Consider the following 17991-nt stretch of genomic DNA (forward strand, 5'->3'; position numbering starts at 1 on the left):
CACCGATCCCGGTTCGGCCGTTGATCTCCCGCTGACGCCGTCGGCTGCCCGCGGACTCCGCGGGCAGCCGACTCGGCTCGATCGGGGCGCCGGTGGCGGCGTACGCGAAAGTGCTCGTTCATCTCGCGCGAAAGGCTGGAAGCAGGTGGCATCAGCGGCGGAGCAGGACACGGAGACCGGCGCATCGGCGCCGGACCGGCTCCTGCGCTACCTGGATGCGCGGCTGGAGCAGGGAGACCTGCCCGACGTGGCGGTACTCGGTCTGCGCGACGCGTTGCACCTGCCCGCAGCGGAGAAGAGCCATGGCCTCGTGCCGATCTCTTTCGCCGCGGGCTCGGCCGTCCTCGGACCGGTGGTCACCGGACAGAGCGGCTCGGCCCCGTGTGGGCGATGTCTGGCCCTGCGGTGGCAACGCCTGCGCCCCGCACCGGAACGTGATGCGATCGAACGCGGGCGGCAGGTGCGGTCGCCGGCGTCGTCGCCGTACTTGACGCCCTTCGCCCTTGAGGCGATCTGGCGATTGTGGAACCTGCTGCGGACCAGCGCCACGGACGGCCGGCGTCATCGCGCCGGGATCGCCCCGGTCTACGAACTGAATCTGCGGACCCTGCGGGTGTCCCGGTACGAGCTGCTGATGGACGCCGCATGTCCCGTATGCCTGCCGGGTGAACCGGACACCGCGGCCGGCGCCGTCCTCGACCTGCGTCCGATCCCGAAATCGGCGCCGAACCGCTACCGGCAGTTTCACCTGCGCGACCACGACCTGCCGGTCTCGGCACTGACGAATCCGATCTGCGGCGTGGTCGGCCGCTACGCGCACCGCGACGACCTTTCTCCCACCACGTCGCCGAGTTTCGGCATGTTCCACTTCCACGACGGCGTCGCTCTGCAGGAGATCCAATGGAGCGGCCAGACCAATACATTCGCGACCAGTGAGACCAGCGGGCTGTTCGAAGCGCTCGAGCGTTATGCCGGACTCGAACAACGGCGATGGACCGAAGTCACGGTGGACAGCTTCCACGCGTTGTCCGCGCAGGCCATCGACCCCCGAGGATGCGGCGTCTACGCGGACGAGGTCTACGCGTCGGGGGCGTATTCGAGATTCGATCCTGATCGGCCGATTCCCTGGGTCTGGGGTTACTCGCTGCGTGACCGGCGGGCGGTTCTGGTGCCGCAGCGCACCGTCTTCTACGGCGGGGCGGATCGCACTGACAACTTCGTGATGGAGTGCTCCAGCGGCTGTGCGAGCGGCGCGAGCGTCGAAGAGGCGATTCTGCACGGAATGCTGGAACTGATCGAGCGCGATTCCTTCCTGCTCGCGTGGTACGGCAAGGCAGCGTTACCCGAAATCGATCCGGCCACGTGCCGCGACGAATCCCGCTTCCTGATCGACCGGCTGCGGCTCTGCGGCTACGACGTCCGCCTGTTCGACATGAGAATCGACCTGCCGGTGCCCGCCGTGCTCGCGGTGGCGGTCCGCCGGGACGGCGGTCCCGGCACGCTGACCTTCGCGTCCGGCGCCTCCTTGGATCCGGCGGAGGCCGTCGCGTCCGCGCTGTCAGAGGTCGCCTCCTTCGCGCCGACCATGCCCGAGCAGTTCACCAGACGCCCCGACGCGGTCCTGGCGATGACCGAGGACTTCGGCAAGGTCCGCACGCTGATCGACCATCCGGCGCTGTTCGCGGCGCCGGGCATGAGACACCATGCCGACTTCCTGCTGTCGAACAGCCGGCTGACCTCCATGGGGGAGTTGTACCAGGAGTGGCAGCGGACTCGGCCCAGGAGCCCGGACCTGCTGACGGACCTGTCGTACTGCCGCGATCAGCTGATCGAGGCCGGTCTGGACGTCCTGGTCGTCAACCAGACGGCCCCGGAACAGAAGCTGCTGGGCCTGCGCACGGTTCGCGTGATCGCACCGGGGCTCCTGCCCATCGATTTCGGCTGGTCACTGCAGCGCGCTCTGCACCTGCCCCGGACCCGTAACGCGTTCCGGCGCGCCGGCTGGCGGACCACCGATCTGGATGCTGCTGACCTGCATCAGGTGCCGCACCCCTTCGCCTGATGGCACCCGGCAAGGACGCCGGTGACGCGAAACCTGCCGCGGCGGCCGTCAGCGGGCGTGAGGGGCGGCCGGTTCGCCGGTGTGGAAGGCGCTGCGGTACGCGGACGGCGAGGTCCGCATGATGGCGGCGAAGTGGTGGCGGTAGGTGACGGACGTGTCGAAGCCCACGGCTCTGGCGATCCTCTCGATGGGCGTGTCCGTCGTCTCCAGGAGCGCGAGGCTCGCCTGGATCCGCTGGTGGATCAGCCACCGGATCGGGGTGGTGCCGGTGGCGCGGGTGAAGTGCCGGAGATAGGTGCGGGTGGACATGTGCGCCTGCCCAGCTAGTTTCTCGGCCGTGATCGCCTCGGCGAGGTGGGCCAGGGCCCACGCGATGCTGCGGGCGATGCGATCGTCGGCCGGGTCGGCGGGCAGCGGAGCTTCGATGAACTGGGCCTGTCCGCCGTCGCGGTGCGGCTGGACCACCAGCCGCCGGGCGACCGCGTTGGCGATCGCCGGGCCGTAGTCGCTCCTGACCACGTGCAGGCACAGGTCGAGGCCGGCGGCGCTGCCGGCGCTGGTGAGCAGGGGGCCGTCGTCGATGTAGAGGACGTCCGGGTCGAGGCCGACCTCGGGGTGCCGGCGGCGGAAACGGTCGGCGTAGCGCCAGTGGGTGGTGGCCGGCCGGCCGTCCAGCAGCCCCGCACCGGCCAGGGCGAACGCGCCCGAGCAGATGGACATGATCCGCGCGCCCCGGTCGAAGGCCCGGCGCAGCGCGGCGACCAGTTCCGGTGACGGGTCGGCGGTGACGTCGGGCACGCCGGGCACGATGACCGTCTCGGCGGCGGCGAAGGCGTCCAGGCCGTGGGGCGTGTGCAGGCTGGCCCCGCCGATGACGCGTACGGGGCCGGGCGCTTGCGCGCAGACGGTCAGCTCGTACCACGGCACCTCGAATTCCGGCCGGGGCAGGCCGAACACCTCGGTGACGATGCCCAGCTCGAACACCGACATCCCGTCGTAGGCGAGCACCGACACGGTCGGCCCCCGCGGGGTGGGTCGCAGCATGGCGGAATGTTAGCGCCCGTCGTCACTGACGCCACTGGCCGCGGTGGTGGGACCGGGCCGAGGATCCTTCCATGTCATTCGTCCTTTCCCCGTCGCCCGCTTCCGCCGGGCGGGCCGTCGCCCACTTCGCCGCGAAGCTGTCGTACGAGACCGATGTCAGTGACGTCCACAGCGACCTGGAGGCCGGCGCGCCCGGGCTCGTGGTGGTGGACACCCGCGGCCCCGACGCCTGGGAGCAGGGGCACGTCCCCGGCGCGATCCACCTGCCCACCAGGCAGATCCCGACGAGAGCAGCGCGGGAGATCCCCGCCGGCGTCGTGGTGGTCACCTACTGCTGGGGGCCGGGCTGCAACGGCTCCGCCAAGGCCGCGCTGGCGTTCGCCAAGCTCGGCTACCAGGTCAAGGAGATGATCGGCGGCTACGAGTACTGGGTGCGTGAGGGCTTCCCGGTCCGTACCCCGGCCGGCCTGCGGCGGCGCGAGGGGGACGACCTGACCGTGGTTCCCGCGGGAGTGACGTGTGACTGCTGAGCCGACGCTCCAGAAATAATCGGGAAAGTTCTGCGCGCGGGTGTCCGGTCGGGTGGTCGCCGTTCGTCACTAGGGTGAATCGCCGAACACCTGAGGAGCGCGACATGAAGTACATGATGTTCGTCTGCAGCGACACCGAGCCCGACACCGACCAGCGGAACCTGCCCGACATCGACGCCTGGGTGGCCGAGAACGACGGCCGCGGCCGGCGGCTGGACGGGTCGGCGTTCGCGCCCGAGTCCTCCGCGACCACGGTGCGGGTACGGGAGGGTGAGCTGATCCTCACCGACGGCCCGTTCGCCGAGACCAAAGAAGTGATCGTGGGCTTCGACCTGCTCGAATGCGCCGACCTGGACGAGGCGATCGAGGTCGCCCGTACGCATCCGATGGCCCGGCTGGGGCGGCTGGAGCTGCGGCCGCTCGCCGTCGACGGTCAGTGAGCACGTCCCTGGAGGCGGTGGCGGCCGACGCCTACCCGCGGATGGTCGCCACCCTGATCCGCGTCACCGGTGATTGGACGCTGGCCGAGGACTGCGCCCAGGAGGCGCTGGCGGCCGCCGTGCAGCGGTGGCCGCAGGAGGGCGAACCTGGCAATCCGGGCGGCTGGCTGATGACGGTGGCCCGCAACCGGGCCATCGACGCGTTGCGCCGCGCCTCCGTCGAGCGCCGCAAGCTCGCGGAGGTGGCGGCGCTCGCGTCGGCCGAAGCCTATGAGGCCGACCAGATCGACGAGGTCATAGGGGAGGGGGAGGTCGTGGACGATCGGCTGCGGCTCGTCTTCACCTGCTGTCATCCGGCGCTGGCGCTGGAGTCGCGCGTGGCACTGACGTTGCGGACGATCTGCGGAGTTCCCGCCGCGGACATCGCCCGGGCGTTCCTGGTCACCGAATCGACGATGACGCGCCGCCTGACCAGGGCCAAGAGCAAGATCGCGGACGCGGGGATCCCGTACCGGGTGCCGAGCGGGCCGGCGCTGGCCGAGCGGCTGCCGGGGGTGCTGGCGGTGCTGTATCTGCTGTTCACGCAGGGGTACAACGCCGACGGGCGGCCCGCGTTCGCGGAGGAGGCGATCCGGCTGGCCCGGCTGCTGCGCCGGCTGATGCCGGGGCAGGGCGAGGTGTCGGCGCTGCTGGCGTTGTTCCTGCTGCAGCACTCCCGGCGGGCGGCCCGGCAGGACGACGAGGGCAACCTGCTGCCCCTCGACCGGCAGGACCGCTCCCGCTGGGACGCGGCCGCCATCGCCGAGGGCCTGGACGTGCTGGCCGAGGCGGAGCGGGACAGCCCGTACGCGCTGCAGGCCCGCATCGCCGCCTGCCACGCCACCGCCCCGTCGGTGCCCGGCACGGACTGGGCCGAGATCGCCCGCTGTTACGACGCGCTGGCCGGGATCCGGTCCACACCCGTGGTCGAGCTGAACCGCGCCGTCGCCCACGGCTACGCGCACGGGGCACGGGCCGGGCTGGCGCTGCTGGCCAGGGCGCGGGAGGGCGGCGAGCTGGACGGGCATCCGCTCGCCATCGCCGCCGAGGCCGACCTGACCGCCCGTGAGGGCGACCGCGACCGCGCCGCCGCCCTGTTCCGCCGGGCGGCCGCCGCCGCGCACACCGAACCCGAACGCCGCGCCCTGCTGGACCGCGCCGCCGAGACCGAACGCTCGGCACCGCAGGACCGCGCCGCCGAGACCGAACGCTCGGCACCGCAGGACCGCCCCGCCGAGACCGAACACTCGGCACCGCAGGACCGCGCCGCTGACGTCGAACGCCAGGCGCTGCCGGGTCGCGCCGCCGAGACCACACGACAGGAGCTTGGATCATGATCAGCGCTGAGGCCGAGGCGTTGCTCGCCTTTCAGAACAACCAGCGGCAGCACGTCCAGGGCATTCTGGAGGGCCTGAGCGAGGCGGACCTGCGGCGGCCCGTGCTGCCGTCGGGCTGGAGCTGCCTGGGCCTGGTCCGGCACCTCGCCCTGGACGTCGAGCGGCACTGGTTCCGCGCCGTGATCGCCGGCGAACCGGCGGTGATCGACGTCCTGGACCGGGCCGGTGACTCATGGAAGGTCGGCTCCGAGGAGTCCGCCGAAGCCGTCCTCGACGACTACCGGCGCCAGATCGAGGCCGCCGACGCCGTCATCGCCGCCACCCCGATGGACGCGGCGCCCGCCTGGTGGCCTGACCGGTTCGGCGAGTGGCGGCTGCGCACGGTGCGGGAGATCTTCCTGCACGTCATCACCGAGACCGCCTGCCACGCCGGCCACCTCGACGCGGCCCGCGAGCTGCTCGACGGCCGGAGGTGGCTGGTCCTCTCATGACGCCTCAGGTGCCGGCCGGGCACAGCTGGTCCGCGCGTCAGCCGCTGGACCGGGCACGAAGATCGGCGCTCGGCCGGTCCGCACATAAATATCAGCGTTCGGCGGCATATGGCCGCTACCGTGCCTCCATGCTGGACACACACGAACGATTCGTGACCTCAGGGCCGCTGCGCATCTGGACGGAACGGGCCGGAGATCCCGAACGTCCCGCCGTCTTGATGATCATGGGATCGGCCGCGCAGGGGGTCAGCTGCCCTGACGAACTCGTCGGCCGGCTGGTCGAGCGCGGGGTCCAGGTGATCCGGTTCGATCATCGGGACACCGGCCGGTCCAGCGTCGTCGACTTCGACGCGCATCCGTACACGATCAGTGACATGGCCCGCGACTGCCTGGCCGTGCTGGACGGTTACGGGCTGAGCTCCGCTCATGTGGCCGGAGCCTCCCTGGGCGGGATCATCGCGCAGTGGCTGGGGGTGCACGCGCCGGACCGGGTCCGGTCCCTGACGCTGATGTCCAGCTCGCCGATGGGGCACGATCCGAGCGCGGCGTGGGCACGGGCGCAGGCCGGGGAGCCGGCCGACCCGGACGACCTGCCACCGCCGGCGCCGGAGTTCCTCGCCCATGTGGCCGCCGATCTGCCGCCGGGCGTGGAGTCCGACGTGGCGCTGTTCCGGGTCTTCAACGGTCCGGTACGGCCGTTCGACGAGGGGGCGGCCAGAACGATGCTCGAACTGGCGCTGTCACGGGCCGTCGACCCGGCGGCCGCGGCCAACCACCACCGGGCCGTGTGGAGGGACGACCCCGGCCTGCTCGCACCCCTGTCGTCGATCACCGCGCCGACCTCGATCATGCACGGCGACCAGGACCCGGTCAATCCGCTCGCCCACGGCGAGGCCCTGGCCGCAGCGATCCCCGGCGCGGTCCTGCACGTCGTGCCCGGAATGGGCCACGTCATGACCTCACCCGGCCTGCCCGAGGAGGTCGCCGGCCTGATCAGGATCGACGACTGAGCCGGCGCGGGGGAACGAGATCAGCGGAACTCGGTCGTCACCGTGGCCGGGGCCGGTGCCTTGACCGACACCTTGCCGCCCCACCCGGTGTACCGGCTGTCCACGGTGCTGGTGTAGGTCGTCCCGTCCTCCGTCAGCGCGTAGGTGGAACTCACCCGGCTGACCAGGCCCGACGAGGACAGGGTGAGCGTGTAGGAGATCTTCACGCCGTCGGCTTCCTTGGTGAGCATGGCGGCGGACACCCAGGCAGAGACGGTCTTGAGTTCCTTGAGGGTGATGGAGCCTGAGACGGTGTTCCCCTCGGCCGTGCCCTTCTCGAGTAAGCGGGCCAGGGTCTTCGTCTCCGCGGGGTTGATGAACTGCGACCACGAGTCGGGCATGCCGCGGTTCTTCTGCTTGTACCAGGTCTTGTCCTCAGGCAGCAGGCGCTCGTACAGGCCGCCCGAGTAGTAGCCGGTCTTGCCGATGCCGATCACGCGCTGCCGTTCGTCGCCCTCCTCCATGCTGATGTCGAACGCGGCGACGCCCTTCTTGCCGAACTGGAAGACGCCCTTGATGTCGCGGGCGCCCCGCTCGCTGGTGCCGTCCGTCCAGGTGACGTTGCCGGTGAAGTGCACCCCGTGTCCGGGGACGATCTTCGCGTTCAGGGCTTTGACCGGGTCCTTGGGGGCCGCGTGCGCGGGCGTCGCGGTCATGGTCAGCGCGGCGAGGGCCGCCGTGGCGATGAGTGCTTGCTTCATGGCAGGTGATCATGCCGGACGGCGGTGACAACCTGGGGCCCTAGATCGTCCGCGACCGCTCATCGTTATCCGGATGATGCGGCTCCTCAGTGGTCGCGTATCGGGAACAGGCTTGCTCCCGCCATCCGTGTTCCGGGCCGAGGAGGGGCTGACCAGGGGCGTATACGGAGTGTGTGCTGGAGATATTCCGGCGCTGGTTACGCTCCCGGCAATCCAGTCATTGATGACGACCGGTCTGTCCGCCGGTCGCGGTGGCGGAGGCGAGTCCGGGAAGCGGGTGTTGCCGGTGGCCGGCGCGCGGTCGTGGATCAGCGCTCACATCTTCTACGACGGCGACCTCGATCTCGTCATCACCGACCTGCTGGACACCGTACACAGCCGGCTCGACCACGCCGCGGCCGGCCAGGGGCTGTTCTTCCTGCGGTACTGGGAGGGCGGGCCGCACCTGCGGGTGCGCGTCCTGGCCGGGCCGGGACGCGCGGACGACGTACGGCGGATTTTGTCGGGCGCCGTCGCGGACTCACTCAACCGCCTCCCCGCACCCGTCCGGGTGACCCAGGAGGACTACGACGGTTACGCGCCCTCGATGGCGGCGCTGGAGCGGCTGCGATCGTACGAGCGGCACCGCCGGCCCCCGAACTCGTTCGCCTTCATCCCGTACCGGCCGGAAACCGAAAAATACGGCACGGGTGCGGCGCTGCACGCCGTCGAGGACCACTTCGTGCGGTGCAGCGCGGCGGTACGCGGGCTGCTGGCGACGCGGCCCTCCCATGACCGGCGCACCACGGCCGCGTTCGCCGTGCTCGCCCTGAACCGGTGGATCGCCGCGCGCGGCATCGGATGGCCGGAGCAGGAGACGCCGCCGTGGCCGCCCGGCGGGCGGTCCCGGTACGAGCGCCGGCGTCCCGCCCTGCGCGCCATCACCGAACGGACGCGCGCGCTGGCCGCGAACCCGCCGGGGGACCCGTCCGGGTTCGCCGGGGCACTCGCGGCCTCCGCCTCCGAGCTGGCCGGCCGGCTCGGGGAGCCCGAAGTCGCGCCCGTCCTGGACATGTGCGCCCATCTGACCTGCAACCGGCTCGGCGTGAGCCTCGACGAGGAGCTCCACCTGCGCGACTGGGCCGCCAGGACGTTCGCCGACCTCGCCAGGGAGGAGGCCCTCGCATGACGACCGGCTGGCACAGCGTGCACATCCACCACCACGGCGACGCCACCGACCGGCTGCTGCTGGACGCCGTACGTCCCGTCATGGCCGAGCTGGCGGAGCGCGGGCATCGGTCATGGTTCGCCCGGCACTGGCGGCAGGGCCCGCACGTCCGGCTGAACGTCGAGGCCGGCGGCACGGCCTTCCGCGCGGAGGTGCTGCCGCTGGTCGCGGCGCGGATCGGCCCGTACCTGGCGCGGCTGCCGGTCACGGCCCACGACGAGGCCGCGATGGCGCCGCTGCACCGCCGGCTGGCGGAGGCCGAGGCGGAGCCGGGCCCGCTGAGGCCCTGGTACGACGACAACTCCTGGCACACCGAGCCGTACGACGCCAGGACAGCCGTCCACGGCACGCCCGAGGCCGCCGCGCTGTACACGGACTTCATGTGCGCCGCCAACGAGCACGCCTTCGCCGTCCTGGACGGGATGGCGCGGGGACGTGATGTGCTCGCGGCGGCGTTCGACGCCATGGTCGTCGTGGCCGACGAGTTCCACGAGGACGGCATCGAGGCCGGCTACCTCAGCTTCCGCTCGCACGCCGACGCCTTCCTCGCCCAGCGGGACGGCGGCGCGGCACGGCGGCGGGAGTGGGAGGCGCGCTTCCAGGACCGGGCCGGTGTGCTCGGCGCTCGCCTGGACGCCCTGCTCGATCCCGGCTCAGGGGCCGTGGACGAGGCGACGGAAAGCCTGGTCGACGCCCTGCTGCGGAGCCGGGAACGCGGGCTCGGCCTGCGCGAACGCGGACTGCTCCCGCTGGGAGAAGAAGACGCGGACCCGGCCCTGGTGCGGGACGCCTACCGCGAGCTGAGCCCGTTCCACCGCGCCCTCGCCGAGAACGAGCGGTGGCTGGCCGAGGTGTTCCCGTCCACCTGGTTCGCGCTCTTCCGGCTCGTGCTGAACCTGATGTACCTGCAGTTCACCCGCCTGGGAGTGACCCCGTTGCGACGCTTCTTCCTCTGCTACCTGATCGCCGCGGCGGTGGAACGACGTACCGGCAGACAGGCCGCCGACGTGCTCCGCGATTTCGCCGCGAAGGGCGGGGAGGCGGGGTGAGCGCGCTGAACGGCACGGCTGAGGTGTACGAGACCCTTCGGTTGCGCGACGGCGTGTCGGCCGGTCGCGGGCGCGGTGGCGTTCACCTGGTGGGGTACCCCGACGTGCGGCCGATCGGCGACGAGGATCTGGCCTTGGTGCGAGCGCTTGCTTCCGGTGAGCACCGGGCCGGGGAGTTCTCGCCGCGAGAGCGTAGGTTGCTGGCGGGGTTGCGCCGGGACGGCTGGCTCGTCGCCACGGTCCACGACGGCGACACGCCCGTCTACACCCTGGACCCCCACATCTGCCCGGACGGCGACGCCTGCCGGGACGGGGATGCTCGCCTGAACGGCGACGCTTGCGCGGGTGGCGGTGCTTGCGCGCGTGGGGGTGCTTGCCCAGGCGGGGATGCTTGCGCGGATGGTGGTGCTCGGTCGGGCGGGGGTGCTTGCGCGGACGGTGGTGACCCCGTGTTGGGTGCGGAACTCGTGGATCCGCCGGTCGGTGCCCGCTTGTCGCGCTTCACCACCATCGCGGCGGTTCCGGGCGGCGGCTTGCGGGCCACGTCGCCCCGGGCCTGGGCCGCCATCACCGTCCACGCTCCCGGCGCGCTGGCCGTCCTCGCCGACCCCGGCGCTCGAGTACCGCACCCGGGGATCGGCGCGCGGGCGGCGGCCCTGCTCCGGCGTGACCTGCTGCGGTCCGGGCTCGCCGTGACGGGGGAGGAGGACACGGAGTTCCGGGTGCGGCAGTGGTCCGCGATCGACCTGGCGTTCCACCGGAGCAGCCGGGGCATCGACGGCGCGGTGGGGGTGGCCGGCGGGTTCGGCGCCACGTACTGGGGGCTGGAGCACCTCACCGATCCGTCCGACCGGCCGCCCGCCACCGCGCCCGGCGCCGGGTCCGCTGCCGGGTCCACTGCCGGGTTGGCTCCAGGGCCCGCCGCCAGGTCCGCTGCAGGGCTTGCCGCCGGGTCCGCCATGGACCTGCCACTTCCCGATCTCGAACGAGTCCTCGCCGCTGACCCGAAGCTGACCGAGGTGCTGCGGGCACGCCGGTCCGTGCGCGACCACGACGCGGAGCGGCCGATCACGGCGGGGCAGCTCGCCGAGTTCCTCTACCGCTGCGCAGCGACCTCCGACCACCCGACGCCGTACGGCGACCGGCCACGTCGCGCCTATCCCGGCGGCGGCGGGATCCACGAGCTTGAGCTGTACGTGGTGGCGCACCAGGTGGACGGGCTGGAGCCGGGGACCTACCACTACGACGGCTACGGTCACCGGCTGGAGCCCCTGGGACGGAAGGCCGGCGCGGAGCGGGTCCTGCTGGACGCGGCGCGGTCCATGTCCGGAGCGCGGGCGCGGCCACAGGTGCTGCTGCTGGTGACGGCCCGGTTCGAGCGGCTCATGTGGGTGTACGAGGGGCTGGCGTACGCGCTGATCCTGAAGAACCTCGGCGTCCTGGTGCAGACCATGTACCTCGTCGCCACCGCCATGGGGCTCGGCGGGTGCGCCCTGGGGAGCAGCGCGCCACGCGCCTTCCAGCGCATCTCCGGAGCCGATCCCCTCCGCGAGGACGTGGTCGGGGAGTTCATGCTCGGCACCGTCGCCGTGGAGCACCAAACGGGAGGGGACGCATGAGGCTGCGTCTGGTCGACCACGCGTACATGGCCCCGATCGAGAACGGGCTGCACATCGTCACCCCGGCCGGGCCGGTCACCCTCACCGGGGCGTCCATCGCCCGCTGGGTCGAGGCCCTCGTGCCCCACCTGGACGGGCGGTTCAGCCTCGACGAGATCACGGCGGGCCTGCCGGCCGCGCACGCGGAGCTGGCCAGATCGATCCTGACCCGGCTCCGCGAGGCCGGCGTCGTCCGCGAAATCCCCGCTGGGCCCGAGTCCGACGGTCGCGTCGAGGGATCGGCCGCGCGGGTCTCGCGCGACAGCGGCGACGAGGAATCGGTCGCGGGGCCAGCCCTCGGCGGTGGTGACGAAGTGCCGGGCGGTGGTTTCGCGGGGGAGGTCGCGCTCGTGGCGGCCCACGTTGAGGGGGCGCGGGCCGCGTTCGACCGCTTCCGTGAGCTCAAGGTCGCCGTCGCGCGTGACGATCCGGCGGAGGAACCGCTGGCGGAGGCGATCGCGGCCTTCCTGCGCGCGTCCGGGGCCGCGCACGTCCGGGTGGGCGACGCGGGCGAGCTGGGCGAGGAGGAGCTGTGGAGCCTGGACGTGCTCCTGCTGACCTCCGCGCTCGGCCCGGCCTCCGCGAAGGGACGGTCGTGGGGCGGCAACCCGGCCCCGGTCGCGCGGGACGGGCTCGCCGTCGGATACGTCCTGCGGGAGGGAACGGACATCTGGTACGTCCCCGTACGGGCGGCCAAGGAGGACCCCCTCGCCACGGTACGGCCGGGGTCGCTGCGTGCCCGCCTCCGCCGAGCGCCACGAGTTCCGGAGCCGATCACCGATCTGCACGTGGAGGCCGCCGCCGCGCAGGTGGGACGGGCGGTGCTGCGCTGGGCCACCGGTACGGCGGACCCACGACACGCGGGCAGACTGACCAGGATCGGGCCCGGCCTGGTCACCTCCAGACACCACTGCCCGCCGCACCCGTACGAGCTGCCGGCGGCGGCGCCCACCCCCGAGGCGGTGCTGAGCCGGGTTGAGCACCTCCGGTCGCTGCCCGCCGAGGACGGGCCGGCGTTCTCGGACGCGGCGATCAGGGCCGCAGACGAGCTGTTCGGCCCGTTCCGCTACCTCCCCGACGACTCCGCCGCACAGAGCCCGCTGCACGTCTCCGAGGCCGAGGTCGGCGACGCGCACGCAGCCGGAATCGCAACCGGGCCCGCAGCTGGGCCCGCAGGCGAGCTCACAGCCGGGCCCATAGACGGCCCTGCGGCTGGGGCCGCAGGTGAGCTCGAATCCGGAGTCGCACGCGAGCCCGCAGGCGGGCTCGTATCGGGGCTCGAAACGGCATCTGGGTCCGGGTCTGAGCACACGTCCGGGCCCAGGTCCGAGCGGGCATCCGGCTTCGGGACGGCCGGCGACGGACGAGCCACCGTCGTGCGCGCGGTGGGTTTCGACTACGCGGCCACCAGGATCGAAGCGGCCCGCGCGGCGCTGGCCCGCTACGTCGCCGCCACGGTGGACCCACGCCGCCTGGTGGACTCCGGCGGTGCTCCGCTGGCCGCCGAGGACGCCGATCCGGCCGATCTCCACGCCGTCCTGGCGGCCGGCGTCCCCGGCGGGTTCGCGCTCGCGTACGACCTGGCCGCCGCGGCGATCGTACGGCTGCCGGCGGAACAGGCATTCCCCCGCCCGTCCACCGGAGCGGCCGCACAGATGCCCGGACAGGGCGAGGGCTACGGCGCGAGCTGGGACGAGGCCGTGACACGCGGACTGTGCAGCCACTGGACGTGCGACCCCGAGCTGATCGAGGACCGCGCGGGCGCGCCGGCCACGGTCGACCCGGCCGGGCTGGACGAGACAGGACGGCGGTGCTTCGCCCTGCTGGCCGAGCTCGGCGAGCTGCCCGAGGTCCGCGACCACGACGGCCGCTTCGGCGTCACCGTGCTGTCGTTCCACCACGACGGGACAGAGGTGGCCAGGACAGCCGGAACCGCCTCCTCGGCCTGGACCAGAGGACTTCTCGACACGCTCTTCGCCGTCCAGACACGGATCCACGCGGGCCACCCCCGCCCCCGCGAAGACGACCCTCGGCCCGCCACGCTCGCGGCGTCCACGACGCGGCTCGATCCCGGACAGTCCATCGACCCGGACGAGGTGGCGGCGGCCCTGGCCGTCACCGGCCGCCGCGCCGTCGTCCTCCCGCTCGACCACGACCCCGCCGTAGCGGCGATCGCCCCGCTGAGCCTGCGCGTGGCGATCACCGACCCCCGCTGACCGGCACGGCCAAACCCGAACGAACCCGGAAAGAAGGCGCGAATGGCAGAGCACCCCGTGATCGTGCTGGCGGGCGGGCGGATCGCCGGCGCCGTGGCGGAGCGGCTCGGGGTACGGCCCGTCCCCCTCCCGGACGGCGACCTCCCCCCGTCACCGGCCGTCGCCGCCACCGACGGCTGGGCCGACGTCGTCACGGCGGACCTGCGCGCCAGGCTCACCGGCCCCGTGCTCCCGGCCCGCACCGAGCTGGACACGATCGTCATCGGCCCCTGGGAGACCCCGGGCGAGCAGGGATGCGCCTCCTGCGCCGCCTACCGGCAGTCCTGGGCCGGCCCGATGCACGAACGCAACGAAGCCGTCCGCGAACGCCACGCCGAGCGGCTGGCCGGCCCGTCGCCGCTGCTGACCGAGGGCGCGGTCCGCCTGGCGGCCGCGCTGATGGCCGACGACCTGCGCTCCCACGCCGCCGGCGAGCGGCCGCGGACCCGCGGCACGGTGCTCACCGTGGACCTGCACGACCTCACGATCACCCCGCACCGGGTGCTGCCCGACCCGCTCTGCGCGGTCTGCGGCCCGCGCGTCACCGACGAGCCCCCGGTGGCGCTGGGGACGCCCAGGCCGGTCCCGAGCCACGCCGAGGGCGCCGTACGCGGGCGCGATCTCGTCGCCGAGCTGGACGCGCTGACCGAAACCTACGTCGACCAGCGCACCGGCGTCGTGTGGCTGCTGCACGACCGCACCTCCGGCGGGGCGATCCTCAGCTCGGCGGAGGTGTCGCACCGGTGGGGCAGGGGGTCGGGCGGCTACGGCCGCGCCCCCGAACGCCGGGTCAGCCGGACGATCGCGCTGCTGGAGGCGCTGGAACGGTTCTCCGCCGCGCCGGGACGGCTGCACCCGCCGAACGTGGGCACCTACCACGACCTGGCGGACCGCGCCCTGGACCCGCGCACCCTCGGCCTGCACTCACCACAGGCTTACGAGGAGCCCGGTTTCGGGTACGAGCCGTTCGACCCGGACCGCGACTACCGCTGGGTGTGGGGCTGGTCGTTCCTGCGCGGCGAGCCGATCCTGGTGCCCGAGACGCTCGCCTACTACGGGACCCACTCCCACGAACCGGACAACCGCCCCTTCGTCTACGAGATCTCCAACGGGTGCGCGCTCGGCTCCAGCCTGGAGGAGGCGGTCCTGTACGGGATGCTGGAGATCGCCGAACGCGACGGCTTCCTGCTGACCTGGTACGCGCGCATGCCCGTACCGGAGATCGATCCGGCCACCCTCGACGGGCGCGACGCGCTCCACCTCGCCGCCCTGCGCGCCGAGACCGGCTACGACCTGCGCCTCTTCGACATCACCACCGAGCACGGCATCCCCGCCGTGTGGGCCCTGGCCACCGCCGCCCCCGGCACCGGCCTGCCCGCCGCGTTCTGCACCGCCGGCGCGCACCTGTCCGGCCGCCGCGCGGTCATGGGCGCGGTGGCCGAGCTGGGCGACATGCTCACCAGCGGCATCCGGTACGGCGTCACCCCCGAGGCGCGGGCCAGGGCGGCGGCCATGGCCGAGGACTCGTCCGCGGTGGAGGAGATGGAGGACCACCCGCTCCTGTTCCACGATCCGCGCGCCGCGGCCCGGCTGGGCTTCCTCACCGCGGGCACGCCCTCCCGCGCGGCCGGCGAGATCGGCGTGGGCACGGAGGAGTTCGCCTCCGGCGACCTGGGGGAGCTGATGCGCGCCGTCGTCCGCCGTTACACCGGGTCGGGGCTGGACGTCGTGGTCGTCGACCAGACGCCGGACGAACTGCGCGCCATGGACCTGCGCGCGGTCAAGGTGCTGATCCCCGGCACGCTGCCGATGACGTTCGGGCACCGCCACCGGCGCACCACCGGACTGCCCCGGCTGCTGGAGGTCCCGCACCGGCTCGGCCACACCCCGCGCCCCCTGACCGAGGACGAGCTCAACACCGAACCGCACCCGTTCCCATGAAGCGCCCGAGACCACCGGACCGCACCCGTACCCCGAGACGTCACAAACCCGTCCGAGACTGCGGAGAGAAGGATCGATGACTGAACAGGCGGCGGCCGCCCGGCCGGTGGCCGTGTGGCGGATCTTCCTGGGCTGGGCGCGGCCGTACCGCGCCCGGCTGGCCCTGGGCCTCGTGCTGGCGTTGCTGTCCGCGGCGAGCGTCCTGGCGCTGCCCCTGGCCACCCAGCGGCTCGTCGGGCAGGTCGCCGCCGGAGACCCGGCGCTCGGCTGGATGCTGCTGATCGGCGGGCTGGTCGTGGTCAACGTCGTGCTCAACGCGGGCAGCTGGTTCCTGCTCGACCGGACGGGCGTCATCCTGACCAGGGACGTCCGCCGCCTGCTCGCGTCCCGCTTCGTGCGGGTGGGCATCCCGGAGTTCGACCGGCTCCGGCCGGGCGACCTGCTCGCCCGCGCCACCGCCGACGCGGCGAGCGCGGACGACCTGGCCGGCTATGTGCTCGTCGGCCTGGGCGTGCACATCCCCGTGATCATCACGGTGATCGTCTTCATGGCCTTCCTCGACCTCGTCCTGCTGGGGCTGATGCTGGCGGTGGTCGTCGTCGCGTTCCTGGCCTTCCGGCTGGTCGCCCCCAGGATCCGGAGCGCGAGCATGGCCACGGCCGAGGCCGTCGGCACGCTCACCGCCGACCTGGAACGTGCTCTCGGCGCCCTGCGCACCATCCGGGCCTTCGGCGCGGAGGGGGCGGAGGAGGCCCGCCTGCACGCGGCGGCGGAGGCCGTACGCCGGGCCAGGACCAGGGCGTCGCTGTGGGAGGTGGTCTCCGCGAACGTCACCGGCCTGACCTACCAGCTCGCACTCCTGACGGTGCTGACCGCCGGCGCGGCCAGGGTCGCGACCGGCACCATCGGTGTCGGCGTGCTGGTGGCGTTCCTGCTGTACGTGTTCTACCTGATCGGGCCGATGCAGAACGCGATCCAGGCGCTCGCCTCGTACCAGTCGGCCAGTGCCGGGGCGACGAGGATCGCCGAGGCTCTGGACTATGCCGCCGAGCCCGGCTACGAGCCCCCGCCGCCGCAGACGGACCGCTCACCCTTGAGCGTGCAATTCGACTTCGTGCACTTCGGCTACGCCGCCCGCCCGGTGCTGAGGGGCCTCACGTTCACCGCCGCCCCGGGGACCGTGACCGCGCTGGCCGGGGCCTCGGGGGCGGGCAAGTCCACGGTGTTCGGCCTGATCGAACGGTTCTACGAGCACGAGGACGGCCGCATCCTGGTCGGCGGCCGCGACATCAGGGACTGGCCGCTCGCGCGCCTGCGCCAGGCGATCGGGTACGTCGAGCAGGACGCCCCCGTGCTGGCCGGCACCATCCGCGACAACCTGACCTTCGCCGCCCCCGGCGCGACCGACGCGGAGCTGGCCGAGGTACTGCGGATGGCCCGGCTCGACCAGTTCGTGGCCGGCCTGCCCGACGGGCTCGACACGACCGTCGGGCACCGCGGCGGCACCCTGTCGGGAGGCGAGCGGCAGCGCCTGGCCATCGCCCGCGCCCTGCTCCGCCGGCCGCGCCTGCTGCTGCTGGACGAGGCCACCTCGCACCTCGACGCCGTCAACGAGGCGGCCCTGCGCGACACCGTCCGCGCCATCGCGCGTTCGGTCACCGTCATCGTGGTGGCGCACCGCCTCTCGACGGTCATGGACGCCGACCGCATCGTCGTCCTCGACCGGGGCGTCGCCCGCGCCGTCGGCACGCACGACGAGCTCAGGAGGAGCGACCGCCTGTACGCCGACCTCCTGTCCAGCCAACTGGGCGGCGCCGCGCCCGTCGCTCCCGGTGTGCCGGCGAGCTGAACCAGGCCAGGAACCGGCCGGGGGCGGGTTCCCGAAAGTGTCCGGCTCCCGCTGGGGGAACCGGGTGAGAGAAAGGAACGCGATGAGCTCCGCGAAATCGAAGTTCTCGGTCGCCGACCTGCCGGTCGACGTCTTCGAACTGGAGACCGGCGACCTCGAGATCGAGTCGCTGACCGGCGGCCACGGGATGCTGGAGCACGGCGCCTCCAGGAACTGCGGCTGCTCCTGCCAGATCATCGGCTGCAGCTGCTGCAGCGGCTCGCCCAAGTCACCGAAGTGATCCGGGCCGGACGGCTGACGCCCCGGCATCGGTGAAGGGCCCGGCCCGGCACGCACACC

At 72.8% G+C, this 17991-nt stretch carries 15 protein-coding genes; 13 read left to right on the top strand and 2 right to left on the bottom strand.

Going from position 1 to position 17991, the window contains the following annotated elements:
- Positions 1-145 precede the first annotated feature (145 nt).
- The gene (locus tag B0I32_RS33265) at positions 146-2062 is read left to right on the top strand and encodes a TOMM precursor leader peptide-binding protein (protein WP_106246546.1); all 1917 of its coding nucleotides are present in this window, start codon (positions 146-148) and stop codon (positions 2060-2062) included.
- A gap of 48 nt (positions 2063-2110) precedes the next feature.
- On the opposite strand, the gene B0I32_RS33270 is transcribed toward B0I32_RS33265, so the two are convergent.
- Positions 2111-3106 carry a helix-turn-helix domain-containing protein gene (locus B0I32_RS33270; protein WP_106246548.1) on the bottom strand — a complete coding sequence of 332 codons (996 nt, stop codon included), beginning with the start codon at positions 3104-3106 and terminating at the stop codon, positions 2111-2113.
- Between the two features lie 71 nt (positions 3107-3177).
- Between B0I32_RS33270 and B0I32_RS33275 the strand changes: the two genes are divergently transcribed.
- The 5 genes from B0I32_RS33275 to B0I32_RS33295 all read left to right on the top strand — a co-directional run bounded on the left by B0I32_RS33275 (position 3178) and on the right by B0I32_RS33295 (position 6953).
- Positions 3178-3636, top strand: coding sequence for a rhodanese-like domain-containing protein (locus B0I32_RS33275; protein ID WP_106246549.1), 459 nt, complete (start codon positions 3178-3180; stop codon positions 3634-3636).
- Positions 3637-3740: 104 nt separating this feature from the next.
- Positions 3741-4076 carry a YciI family protein gene (locus B0I32_RS33280; RefSeq protein ID WP_106246551.1) on the top strand — a complete coding sequence of 112 codons (336 nt, stop codon included), beginning with the start codon at positions 3741-3743 and terminating at the stop codon, positions 4074-4076.
- The gene (locus B0I32_RS33285; protein ID WP_245956186.1) at positions 4073-5452 is read left to right on the top strand and encodes an RNA polymerase sigma factor; all 1380 of its coding nucleotides are present in this window, start codon (positions 4073-4075) and stop codon (positions 5450-5452) included. The genes B0I32_RS33280 and B0I32_RS33285 overlap by 4 nt, the downstream gene beginning before the upstream one ends.
- A complete protein-coding gene (locus tag B0I32_RS33290; protein WP_106246554.1) occupies positions 5449-5943 on the top strand; it encodes a DinB family protein in 495 nt (164 codons plus the stop codon). Before B0I32_RS33285 ends, B0I32_RS33290 begins: the two co-directional genes overlap by 4 nt.
- Before the next feature lie 128 nt (positions 5944-6071).
- Positions 6072-6953: an alpha/beta fold hydrolase gene (locus tag B0I32_RS33295; protein WP_106246556.1), complete on the top strand. Its 882-nt coding sequence runs from the start codon at positions 6072-6074 to the stop codon at positions 6951-6953.
- A gap of 20 nt (positions 6954-6973) precedes the next feature.
- On the opposite strand, the gene B0I32_RS33300 is transcribed toward B0I32_RS33295, so the two are convergent.
- Complete coding sequence (locus tag B0I32_RS33300; RefSeq protein ID WP_106246558.1) at positions 6974-7693, bottom strand: hypothetical protein; 720 nt, start codon at positions 7691-7693, stop codon at positions 6974-6976.
- A gap of 223 nt (positions 7694-7916) precedes the next feature.
- Here B0I32_RS33300 and B0I32_RS33305 point away from each other — a divergent pair, with 223 nt between their 5' ends.
- The 7 genes from B0I32_RS33305 (at position 7917) to B0I32_RS33335 (ending at position 17932) form a co-directional block, all read left to right on the top strand.
- Positions 7917-8861 (top strand): lantibiotic dehydratase C-terminal domain-containing protein, encoded by a 945-nt coding sequence (locus B0I32_RS33305; RefSeq protein ID WP_181308046.1) that lies wholly within the window; start codon positions 7917-7919, stop codon positions 8859-8861.
- Complete coding sequence (locus tag B0I32_RS33310; protein WP_106246561.1) at positions 8858-9949, top strand: thiopeptide maturation pyridine synthase; 1092 nt, start codon at positions 8858-8860, stop codon at positions 9947-9949. Before B0I32_RS33305 ends, B0I32_RS33310 begins: the two co-directional genes overlap by 4 nt.
- A gap of 449 nt (positions 9950-10398) precedes the next feature.
- Positions 10399-11568 carry a SagB family peptide dehydrogenase gene (locus tag B0I32_RS33315; protein WP_146178400.1) on the top strand — a complete coding sequence of 390 codons (1170 nt, stop codon included), beginning with the start codon at positions 10399-10401 and terminating at the stop codon, positions 11566-11568.
- Positions 11565-13823 (top strand): hypothetical protein, encoded by a 2259-nt coding sequence (locus B0I32_RS33320; protein WP_106246565.1) that lies wholly within the window; start codon positions 11565-11567, stop codon positions 13821-13823. Before B0I32_RS33315 ends, B0I32_RS33320 begins: the two co-directional genes overlap by 4 nt.
- 42 nt (positions 13824-13865) lie before the next feature.
- Positions 13866-15803 (top strand): TOMM precursor leader peptide-binding protein, encoded by a 1938-nt coding sequence (locus B0I32_RS33325; protein ID WP_106246567.1) that lies wholly within the window; start codon positions 13866-13868, stop codon positions 15801-15803.
- Positions 15804-15879: 76 nt separating this feature from the next.
- On the top strand, positions 15880-17652 hold the full coding sequence (locus B0I32_RS33330; protein ID WP_106246569.1) for an ABC transporter ATP-binding protein: 1773 nt from the start codon (positions 15880-15882) through the stop codon (positions 17650-17652).
- An 82-nt stretch (positions 17653-17734) separates the two neighbouring features.
- Positions 17735-17932: a thiomuracin/GE37468 family thiazolyl RiPP peptide gene (locus B0I32_RS33335; RefSeq protein ID WP_106246570.1), complete on the top strand. Its 198-nt coding sequence runs from the start codon at positions 17735-17737 to the stop codon at positions 17930-17932.
- The last annotated feature ends 59 nt before the right edge of the window (positions 17933-17991 follow it).

The sequence above is a fragment of the Nonomuraea fuscirosea genome (genome assembly GCF_003001935.1).
In the GTDB taxonomy this organism is placed as follows: Bacteria; Actinomycetota; Actinomycetes; order Streptosporangiales; family Streptosporangiaceae; genus Nonomuraea; species Nonomuraea fuscirosea.

What these genes read in the sequence shown, in the direction of transcription:
- B0I32_RS33270 (WP_106246548.1), bottom strand. Translation starts at nt 3,106, where the DNA reads ATGCTGCGACCCACCCCGCGGGGGCCGACCGTGTCGGTGCTCGCCTAC.
- B0I32_RS33275 (WP_106246549.1), top strand. Translation starts at nt 3,178, where the DNA reads ATGTCATTCGTCCTTTCCCCGTCGCCCGCTTCCGCCGGGCGGGCCGTC.
- B0I32_RS33280 (WP_106246551.1), top strand. Translation starts at nt 3,741, where the DNA reads ATGAAGTACATGATGTTCGTCTGCAGCGACACCGAGCCCGACACCGAC.
- B0I32_RS33290 (WP_106246554.1), top strand. Translation starts at nt 5,449, where the DNA reads ATGATCAGCGCTGAGGCCGAGGCGTTGCTCGCCTTTCAGAACAACCAG.
- B0I32_RS33295 (WP_106246556.1), top strand. Translation starts at nt 6,072, where the DNA reads ATGCTGGACACACACGAACGATTCGTGACCTCAGGGCCGCTGCGCATC.
- B0I32_RS33300 (WP_106246558.1), bottom strand. Translation starts at nt 7,693, where the DNA reads ATGAAGCAAGCACTCATCGCCACGGCGGCCCTCGCCGCGCTGACCATG.
- B0I32_RS33305 (WP_181308046.1), top strand. Translation starts at nt 7,917, where the DNA reads ATGACGACCGGTCTGTCCGCCGGTCGCGGTGGCGGAGGCGAGTCCGGG.
- B0I32_RS33310 (WP_106246561.1), top strand. Translation starts at nt 8,858, where the DNA reads ATGACGACCGGCTGGCACAGCGTGCACATCCACCACCACGGCGACGCC.
- B0I32_RS33320 (WP_106246565.1), top strand. Translation starts at nt 11,565, where the DNA reads ATGAGGCTGCGTCTGGTCGACCACGCGTACATGGCCCCGATCGAGAAC.
- B0I32_RS33325 (WP_106246567.1), top strand. Translation starts at nt 13,866, where the DNA reads ATGGCAGAGCACCCCGTGATCGTGCTGGCGGGCGGGCGGATCGCCGGC.
- B0I32_RS33330 (WP_106246569.1), top strand. Translation starts at nt 15,880, where the DNA reads ATGACTGAACAGGCGGCGGCCGCCCGGCCGGTGGCCGTGTGGCGGATC.
- B0I32_RS33335 (WP_106246570.1), top strand. Translation starts at nt 17,735, where the DNA reads ATGAGCTCCGCGAAATCGAAGTTCTCGGTCGCCGACCTGCCGGTCGAC.